The 5,295-nt window shown below is 77.1% G+C and carries 7 protein-coding genes; 3 read left to right on the plus strand and 4 right to left on the minus strand.

Features of this window, described 5'->3' with window-relative positions:
* The first annotated feature begins 6 nt into the window (after positions 1–6).
* Entirely contained in the window at positions 7–780 is a 774-nt protein-coding gene (locus tag FOE67_RS15530; protein ID WP_182664685.1) for an esterase/lipase family protein, read from the plus strand.
* Positions 781–810: 30 nt separating this feature from the next.
* Here the strand turns inward: FOE67_RS15530 and FOE67_RS15535 are convergent, their stop codons facing one another.
* Positions 811–2,211 carry a deoxyguanosinetriphosphate triphosphohydrolase gene (locus FOE67_RS15535; protein WP_182664678.1) on the minus strand — a complete coding sequence of 467 codons (1,401 nt, stop codon included), beginning with the start codon at positions 2,209–2,211 and terminating at the stop codon, positions 811–813.
* Positions 2,212–2,335: 124 nt separating this feature from the next.
* Here FOE67_RS15535 and FOE67_RS15540 point away from each other — a divergent pair, with 124 nt between their 5' ends.
* The gene (locus tag FOE67_RS15540) at positions 2,336–3,025 is read left to right on the plus strand and encodes an alpha-ketoglutarate-dependent dioxygenase AlkB family protein (RefSeq protein WP_438874230.1); all 690 of its coding nucleotides are present in this window, start codon (positions 2,336–2,338) and stop codon (positions 3,023–3,025) included.
* A gap of 283 nt (positions 3,026–3,308) precedes the next feature.
* On the opposite strand, the gene FOE67_RS15545 is transcribed toward FOE67_RS15540, so the two are convergent.
* Both FOE67_RS15545 and FOE67_RS30425 read right to left on the minus strand, forming a co-directional pair.
* A complete protein-coding gene (locus FOE67_RS15545) occupies positions 3,309–3,854 on the minus strand; it encodes a GNAT family N-acetyltransferase (protein ID WP_182664680.1) in 546 nt (181 codons plus the stop codon).
* A gap of 10 nt (positions 3,855–3,864) precedes the next feature.
* Positions 3,865–4,020: a hypothetical protein gene (locus tag FOE67_RS30425; RefSeq protein WP_323384965.1), complete on the minus strand. Its 156-nt coding sequence runs from the start codon at positions 4,018–4,020 to the stop codon at positions 3,865–3,867.
* Between the two features lie 231 nt (positions 4,021–4,251).
* Between FOE67_RS30425 and FOE67_RS30430 the strand changes: the two genes are divergently transcribed.
* Positions 4,252–4,539: a DUF397 domain-containing protein gene (locus tag FOE67_RS30430; protein ID WP_323384964.1), complete on the plus strand. Its 288-nt coding sequence runs from the start codon at positions 4,252–4,254 to the stop codon at positions 4,537–4,539.
* A 45-nt stretch (positions 4,540–4,584) separates the two neighbouring features.
* Here FOE67_RS30430 and FOE67_RS15555 read toward each other — a convergent pair.
* The coding region (locus tag FOE67_RS15555) for a sirohydrochlorin chelatase (protein WP_182664684.1) at positions 4,585–5,295 on the minus strand (711 nt) is incomplete at its 5' end.

Genomic DNA, 5,295 nt, shown 5'->3' on the forward strand with positions numbered 1-5,295 from the left:
TCCCGGATGAGCAGCTCACCCACCTCCCCCACCCGCGGCACCGGCCGCCGTGCCGCACACCGGTGGGGCGCCGCCCTGGCCGGAACCCTCCTGACGCTGGCCGCCTCCCTCGCCGCCGCCCCCGGGGTCGCCGCCGCCGGCACCGACACGGCCGCCGCGGCCGGCACCCGGGGACACCCCGGGGGCCGGGACCTCCCCCCGGTGGTCTTCGTGCACGGCTTCACCGGCGACCCCTCCAACTGGACCGCCGCGATGGACTCCTTCGAGGCCGCCGGCTGGGACCGCGACCGGCTCTTCGCCCTGCGCTACGACTGGTCGGCCTCCAACCGGGAGTCCGCGCGGGACCTCGCCGACCTGGTGACCGAGGTGCGCCGGACCACCGGCGCCCGCCGGGTCGCCGTCGTCAACCACTCGATGGGCGGCCTGGTCACCCAGTGGTACGTCAAGAAGCTCGGCGGGCACCGGCACGTCGGCCACGTCGCCTCACTGGCCGGTGCCCACCACGGCACCACCCGCGCCGTCGACTGCCTGCCCCTGACCCCCTGCGCCGAGATGATCCCCGGATCGGCCTTCCTGCGGGCCCTGGCCCGGGGCGACGAGACACCCGGCGCCACCCGCTACGGCACCTGGTACTCCCCCTGCGACGGCGTCATCGTGCCCCACGAATCCACCCGTCTGCGGGGCGCCGTGAACCGCGAACTGCCCTGCGTCGACCACATCGCCTTCCTCACCGACCCGGAGGTGATGGCCGAGATCCAGCGGTTCGTCCGGCGGGGATGAACCGCGGGCCCGGCGGCGGGAGCGCCGGGCTCACGAACCGTCGGGAGCACGCCCGGGTGACCCGTCCCCGGCGTCCCCGGTGCCGTCGGGGGCACCGGGGACGCGCCTCCCGGCGGACCGCGCGGTCCCTGCCCGACCGGTGACGAACCGGGCGTGCAGGGACCGCGCCATCGCGTCGGTCAGGGCCGCGATCTGATCGACCACCACCCGCAACCGGGCCGCCTCGTCCGGCGCCGCCGCGTACAGCGCCCGGTACTGGGGGTCCAACCCCTCCGGCGCCCCCGCCACCAGCGCCTGCGCCAACTCGGCCAGCAGCTCCCGCTGTCGGGCGCGCACCCGCTCCTGCTCGGGCTGCAGCACCACGTACAGCCGGGCCACCGCCTTCAGCACGTCGCACTCCAGCCGCACCCCGCGCGGCACGATCAGCTCCGCGTCGTACCGGGTCAACGGCCCGCTGCCGTACCGCATCCGGGTCGCCCCCTCCACGGCGAGGCAGAACCGGCCGATGAGCTGGCTGGTGGCGTTCTTCAACCGGGCCTGCGCGGCGGCGGTGCCGTCGTAGTGGTGCGGCCACCACTCGGCCTCCAACAGCCGGTCCAGCGCCTCCCCCACCTCCGCCTCCCCGGTGCCCGGCGGCGCGTACAGCTCCAGGGCGAGGGCCAGCACGTGCCGGCGCTCGGGCTCGGCGAGCAGCAGGTTGGGGTCCAGGTTCCCGGCGTGCAGGCCGTCCTCCACGTCGTGCACCGAGTACGCCACGTCGTCGGCCCAGTCCATCACCTGCGCCTCGAAGCACCGCCGGCCCTTCGGCGCGCCCTCCCGCAGCCAGTCGAAGACCGGCAGGTCGTCGGCGTAGACGCCGAACTTCGCGGCGCCGGGCGCGTCCGGCCCCTCCGGGTGCGCGCCGCGCGGCCACGGGTACTTCGTCGCGGCGTCCAGCGCGGCCCGGGTGAGGTTCAGGCCGACCGGCTCGCCGACGTCCCCGCCCCGGAACCGCTTGGGCTCCAGCCGGGTGAGCAGCCGCAGGGACTGCGCGTTGCCCTCGAAGCCGCCGCACGGCCCGGCCACCGCGTCCAGCACCCGCTCACCGTTGTGGCCGAACGGCGGGTGACCGAGATCGTGCGCCAGACACGCCGTCTCCACCAGGTCCGGGTCGCAGCCGAAGGAGGCACCCAGCTCCCGCCCCACCTGCGCGCACTCCAGGGAGTGGGTCAGTCGGGTGCGGGGGCTGACGTCCCGCGCGGGCAGCGGGGCGACCGGGTCGGGGGTCACCACCTGGGTCTTGCCCGCCAGCCGGCGCAGCGCCGCCGAGTGCAGGACCCGGGCGCGGTCGCGCTCGAAGGCGGTGCGGCCGGGCCGCTTGTCCGGCTCCGGGTCCCACCGCTCGGTGTCCGCCGGTCCGTAATGCCGCGCGCCCCGCTCCCGCTGCTCCATGGCACCGACCGTAACGCCGCAGCCCCCGCCCCGCCCCGCGCGGGGGCGGGTGTCGGCGGGGCGTGGCAGGCTGGTTCCCGGTGTCGGAACCCGTATCGGACGGCCGGGAGGTGGCACGGGACCGGTGGAGCCGCGGGACACGCTCTTCGACCCACCCGGCGGGGACACCGCCCCGGACGGGCCGGTGACCATCGCGCCGGGCGCCGTCCACCTGCCCGGATGGCTGGACACCGACCGGCAGCGGGGACTGCTGGCCGCCTGCCGGGAGTGGGCCCGGCCGCCCGCCGGCCTGCGCACGGTGCGCACCCCGCGCGGCGGCACGATGTCCGCCCGTCAGGTCTGCCTGGGATGGCACTGGTCCCCGTACCGGTACTCCCGGCACGCGGTGGACGGCGACGGCGCCCCGGTCAAGCCGTTCCCGCCGTGGCTGGACGCCCTGGCCCGCGAGGCGGTGGCCTCCTGCGGGCCGGAGGGGCCGGCCGTGCCGGCGGAGGCGTACGACATCGCGCTGGTCAACTTCTACGACGCCGACGCCCGGATGGGGATGCACCGCGACGCCGAGGAGCGCTCGGACGCGCCGGTGGTGTCGCTGAGCCTCGGCGACACCTGCGTCTTCCGGTTCGGCAACCCGGGGACCCGGGGGCGGCCCCACACCGACGTGGAGCTGCGGAGCGGGGACGCCTTCGTCTTCGGCGGGCCGTCCCGCGCGGCGTACCACGGGGTGCCGCGCGTGCGCCCCGGCACGGCCCCGGCGTGGCTGGGCCTGACGGGACGACTGAACATCACCCTGCGGGTGAGCGGCCTGGAGGACTGAGCCCGGCCGGGCTGCGGTCGGGGCCGAGGTCCGGCCGGCCCGTCCGGGTGGTGGTCGTTCCCCGTGGCCGGCGGCGCGCCCCGGGGCCCGTCCACCGGGGCGGGGCGCAGGCGGTGGTGGCGACCTCATCGCCCCCGGACGGTGCCCCCTCCGTGGCCGGGCGCCGGGACCACGGCCTCTCCCCCGGCGGCTCCCCTCCCCGGCGTCCCACCTCGGACGGGAAACACGCGGTCGGTGCCCCGGGGCAGGCCCCGTCTCCCGGTTGGTTTCCCCGAGGGACCGGTCAGGCCGGGGCGTGGAGCACCGCCCCGGCGGGGGTGACCTCGTGCACCCGCACCGGTCGCCCGCACCCGGGGTCCACCGTCTCCAGCACCGGTCGCATCCCCAGCTTCGCCATGACCCGTTCCGAGGCGTCGTTGCCGACCTGCGCGATGCTCACGATCCTCCGCAACCCGCACCGCTCGAAGCCGAACCGCAGGGCCGCGCGGGCGGCCTCGGTCGCCAACCCCCGGCCCTGGAAGGGTCGGCCCAGCCGCCATCCGACCTCGACCGCCGGCAGCACCTCGGGCAGGAAGCGGGGCACGGCCAGGCCGGTGAAACCGGCCAGTTCACCGGTGTCCCCGAGCTCCACGGCGAAGAGGCCGAACCCGTCGGTCTCCCAGTCCCGTTCCATCGCCCCGATGCCGGCGCGGGTGCTCCCGGCGTCCCGCACCGAGCCGTCGCCGATCCACCGCATCACCTCCGGGTCGGCGTTGATCGCCGCCATCGGGGCGATGTCCTCCTCCCGCCACCGCCGCAGCACCAGCCGCTCCGTCCGCACCACCGTCATGCGCCCATCCTCACCCGGCGACACCGCCGCCGGCCCCCGGCGGTCCGAAGGCGAGGCGGGCGGCGGCGTCGAGGACCGCCCCGTACCGCCCCGGCGAGGTGACACCTCCGGCGGGCAGCACCACCACCTCCCGCGTCGGGTCCCCGTTCCACGCCTCGGCGTCCACCCATCCCCTCGGAAGAGCACCACGCGGAACTCCGCCCCTACCGGCCCGGAGACCCGGATCCCGGGGGAGTCGGGGTTCCGCACCCGGGCCCGGTCGGTCTCGAAAGCGGCCGGCCACGGCGCGTCCCCGTCACGCCACGAGGGGACGTCCACCGTCGGGCCGGCGTCCCGCCAGGCGATTTCCCGCCGCACCACCACCGCGAACGCGGCATCGAGATCCACCACGTGCCCCATCGGGTCATCGTGCACTCCCGCCGGGAGGGCCGTACCCGAAGGTTCCCCGCACGGACCGCCCCGGTCGTGCCCTTTTCCACGGAGTGATGCCCGTGTCCCGGAGTTCGTCCTCCGGACCTCCACCCACAGCGGCGGCCGGCCGGACTCCCGGTGCGTCGAGGTGGCCACGAACATGCCCGGGACCGTGGCCGTCCGCGACTCCGGGCGACCCGCCCCGGCCCGGCTGCGTCCGACGCCCGAGGCGTGGCGCGCCTTCCCCGATCCCGCCGCGGCCGGCCGGCGGTGACCGCCGTCCGCCGAGGTCCGGGGCCCCGCCCGGCCGGGGGTCGGGTCAGGCGGCGGCGCGGTGGAGGGTGCGGGCCGGGAGCGCGGCGGCGGCCCGGTCGAAGCGGTGCAGCAGCAGCCGGGCCAGGGAGGCGTGCGCGCCCAGTGGCTCGGCGACGATCCCCGGCGCGGCCTCCGCGCAGCGCGTGGCGAAGAAGCCGGGGGCGGTGAAGCAGGAGGAGAGCGCGATCTCGCGGTGCCCGTGCGAGCGCAGCAGCTCGACGGCCTCGGCCACGGTCGGTGAGGCCGCCGAGGCGTAGGCCGGGACGACCGGGGCGCCGCCGAGCCGGTGGGAGAGCATCGCCGCCGTGGTGCGGGTCCCGGCGGCCGACTCGGGGTCGCGGGAACCGGCCGCCGCGAGCACCACGGCCCCGCCCCGGTACCCGGCCTCCAGCAGCCGCCCGTACAGCGCCTCGACCAGCAGGGGGTGCGGTCCCAGGCAGGCCGCCACGGTCGCCTCGAGGTGGGAGGCGCGGGAGAGCACGGAGGGGATGTCGTGCTTGACGTGGTAGCCGCGCCCGAAGAGCAGCGGTACCAGCACCGCCTCGCCCCGCAACCGGGCCAGGGTGTCCCCGAGCAGGGGTTCGTCGGTCTCCAGGTGGCCGAGTTCCACGCGCAGCGAGCGGCGCATGGCGCGCACCCGGCGCAGCAGCGCCAGGACGCTTTCGCGGGCCCGGGGGTCGGGGGACCCGTGGGCGACGGCGACGAGGGTGGGGGC

The sequence above is a fragment of the Streptomyces calidiresistens genome (assembly GCF_014141525.1).
Lineage (GTDB): Bacteria > Actinomycetota > Actinomycetes > Streptomycetales > Streptomycetaceae > Streptomyces > Streptomyces calidiresistens.

What these genes read in the sequence shown, in the direction of transcription:
- FOE67_RS15530 (WP_182664685.1), top strand. Translation starts at nt 7, where the DNA reads ATGAGCAGCTCACCCACCTCCCCCACCCGCGGCACCGGCCGCCGTGCC.
- FOE67_RS15535 (WP_182664678.1), bottom strand. Translation starts at nt 2,211, where the DNA reads ATGGAGCAGCGGGAGCGGGGCGCGCGGCATTACGGACCGGCGGACACC.
- FOE67_RS15545 (WP_182664680.1), bottom strand. Translation starts at nt 3,854, where the DNA reads ATGACGGTGGTGCGGACGGAGCGGCTGGTGCTGCGGCGGTGGCGGGAG.